Consider the following 3,172-nt stretch of genomic DNA (forward strand, 5'->3'; position numbering starts at 1 on the left):
TCAGAGTCTGAATCACTGTCGCTATCTGAATCAGAATCTGAATCGCTGTCGCTGTCAGAATCTGAATCTGAGTCGCTATCTGAGTCTGAGTCGCTATCTGAATCTGAGTCGCTATCACTGTCTGAGTCAGAGTCTGAATCGCTGTCTGAGTCTGAGTCGCTATCGCTATCTGAGTCAGAGTCTGAATCACTGTCGCTATCTGAGTCAGAGTCTGAATCTGAGTCGCTATCACTGTCTGAGTCTGAATCGCTGTCTGAGTCAGAGTCGCTATCGCTGTCGATGTCTGGACCATACTCAATTATTTCATCAACTGGTTCTTTTGTGATTTCCTCTGTTGGTTCACCTTCGCCTACTTTTTCTCCTGTTAATGGATTTTTCGTAGTTGGTGTTGTAATTGTTTTTTCTCCATTTTCACCTTTTTGTACGACTTTTTCTGTACCAGGTTCTAGATCTGGATTAAATTCACGTTTTTTATCAAACGGAATCTCTTCTTTTTCTATGATTGGATCGCCATCAACTGGACCGTATTTTGTTACATCATCCACTGGAGGTGTTACCACTTCTCCTGTATCTGGATTTTTGATACCTGGTTTACCTGGAACTTCTTCTTCGCTACCTTTCGGTGCGTTCGGATCAAATTCATCTTTATGACCTTGTGGTACTTCTTCACCGCCATAATGTACGATTTCGTCCACTGGATCTTTTGTGATTTCTTCTGTTGGTTCACCTTCGCCTACTTTTTCTCCTGTTAATGGATTTTTCGTAGTTGGTGTTGTTGTTGTTTTTTCTCCATTTTCACCTTTTTGTACGACTTCTTCTGTACCAGGTTTTAAGTTTGGATCAAATTCACGTTTTTTATCAAATGGAATCTCTTCTTTTTCTATGATTGGATCGCCATCAACTGGACCGTATTTTGTTACATCATCCACTGGAGGTGTTACCACTTCTCCTGTATCTGGATTTTTGATACCTGGTTTACCTGGAACTTCTTCTTCGCTACCTTTCGGTGCGTTTGGATCAAATTCATCTTTATGACCTTGTGGTACTTCTTCACCGCCATAATGTACGATTTCGTCCACTGGATCTTTTGTGATTTCTTCTGTTGGTTCACCTTCGCCTACTTTTTCTCCTGTTAATGGATTTTTCGTAGTTGGTGTTGTTGTTGTTTTTTCTCCATTTTCACCTTTTTGTACGACTTCTTCTGTACCAGGTTTTAAGTTTGGATCAAATTCACGTTTTTTATCAAATGGAATCTCTTCTTTTTCTATGATTGGATCGCCATCAACTGGACCGTATTTTGTTACGTCATCCACTGGAGGTGTTACCACTTCTCCTGTATCTGGATTTTTGATACCTGGTTTACCTGGAACTTCTTCTTCGCTACCTTTCGGTGCGTTTGGATCAAATTCATCTTTATGTCCTTGAGGCACTGCTTCAGGTGCAAAGTGTACAATCTCATCAACTGGATTTTTTGTTACTTCTGTTGTTGGTTCACCACGTTCAACTACATCTCCTGTATCAGGGTCAACTTTAGTTGGTGTAGTTGTTGTTGATTCTCCATCTTCACCTTTTTGTACAATAACATCAGGTGATCCTGGTTCTAGAGTTGGATCAAATTCACGAATAGTTTTATGAGGAATTGGTTGTTTCGTTACTTCCACATCATCAATTAAATCAGCTTGAGGCGTTGTAATTGTTACACCTTCAAGATTTGTTCTCATAGTTCCATCAGAATATCTATTTTGCATATGACTTGAAGTAATTAAGAAATTATATTTTTGAGATTTGTCGATTCCTAAATCATTTGTAGTAGCTTTCCAAGTCTTACCTGCATATGTAGCAGTTACTGTACTTGTGGCTGCGTCGTAATTTAATACTACATCATTTAATCTTTGACCATGGAATTTTCCATCATTTAGATTAGTACTATTATCTGCATAAATTATTTTATTTACAGGGTTATCTTTTGAATTGAGAGCATCAGTTCCTACTTGGCTAGTCACACCATCTGCACCGTTTCTAACAAATGTACCGTAACCAATTTTCGCTGCGCCAATTTCTTTTAGATTTTTTCTTATCTGCATCGATTTTGTCGACTTTGCCATTAACATTATTGTATGAGGTGTCAATTTTAAAACCGGATGCATTTGCCATACCTTTATCTCTTAAAATACCACCTTGGTTTAAAAAGTCTTGACCAGTTCCTTGAGTAAAGGTAAAGCCCCAACCATCTGCTCCTGTTGTATTACCTTGGTTGTTATTTGCTACTGGAACAGTAATTGTAAAGTCTTTATTAAAATCTATTTTATCATTATATTCTAATGCGCCTTTAGTTCCTGTATTAGGATTGAAGTTTGTATTGAATGCAGTTAGCTTATCTTCTTTAGGGAATTCTTCTTTATACGTTTTATGGATTATATCTCCATATTCTTTAAAGTTACCCGTTCCTTTTTTAGTAACTGTGTCTTGTGCAGCTGTTCTTAATGCTGTTGCTGAATTGTTAACATTTGTTGTTCTAGCATTTCTGCTTACTGAACGGAATGTTGCTCTTGGTTGTGCGTTTTCTTTGTTAGCTGTTTCTTTAAGTACTTCACTTAAAGCTATTTTTTTAATTTCTTCATTAGATAAATTTGAAATATCTTTTGGTAATACTTTTTCAATTTCAGCTTTCTCTGCTTCTGTAACTTCAGATTTTTCATATAAATCTTTAGCAACTGTATCTACAACGTGAGTTCTCTCAGTTTCTGCTGGTTGAGCATTTGAATTGCTCTTAGCATTTGTTTCTTCAACTGCTGGTGCTTCTTCTTCTGTTGCTACTTTGTTTGTTTCTTCTGCTGATGGCGCTTCTTTTGTTGTTACGTCTTCTCTATTTTCTTTACTTGATGGCGCTTCTTTTGTTGTTATTTCTTCTGTATTTTCTTTACTTGATGGCGCTTCTTTTGTTGTTACGTCTTCTCTATTTTCTTTACTTGATGGCGCTTCTTTTGTTGTTACGTCTTCTGTGTTTTCTTCACTTGATGGCGCTTCTTTTGTTGTTATTTCTTCTGTGTTTTCTTCACTTGATGGCGCTTCTTTTGTTGTTGCTTCTTCTGTGTTTTCTTCACTTGATGGCGCTTCTTTTGTTGTTACGTCTTCTGTGTTTTCTTCACTTGATGGCGCTTCTTTTGTTGTT

1 protein-coding gene and 1 pseudogene are annotated in these 3,172 nt (G+C 37.3%); both read right to left on the reverse strand.

Annotated elements, in window-relative coordinates; genetic code table 11:
• A partial coding sequence (locus tag AC2FB1_RS10720) for an E domain-containing protein (RefSeq protein WP_490675233.1) occupies nt 1–2,105 on the reverse strand: 2,105 nt, incomplete at its 3' end.
• A pseudogene (locus AC2FB1_RS10725) lies at nt 2,020–3,172 on the reverse strand (hypothetical protein); the annotation flags it as partial. The gene AC2FB1_RS10720 and the pseudogene AC2FB1_RS10725, both read right to left, overlap by 86 nt.

It is taken from the genome of Staphylococcus sp. CoH_129_LAB_1 (genome assembly GCF_058191515.1).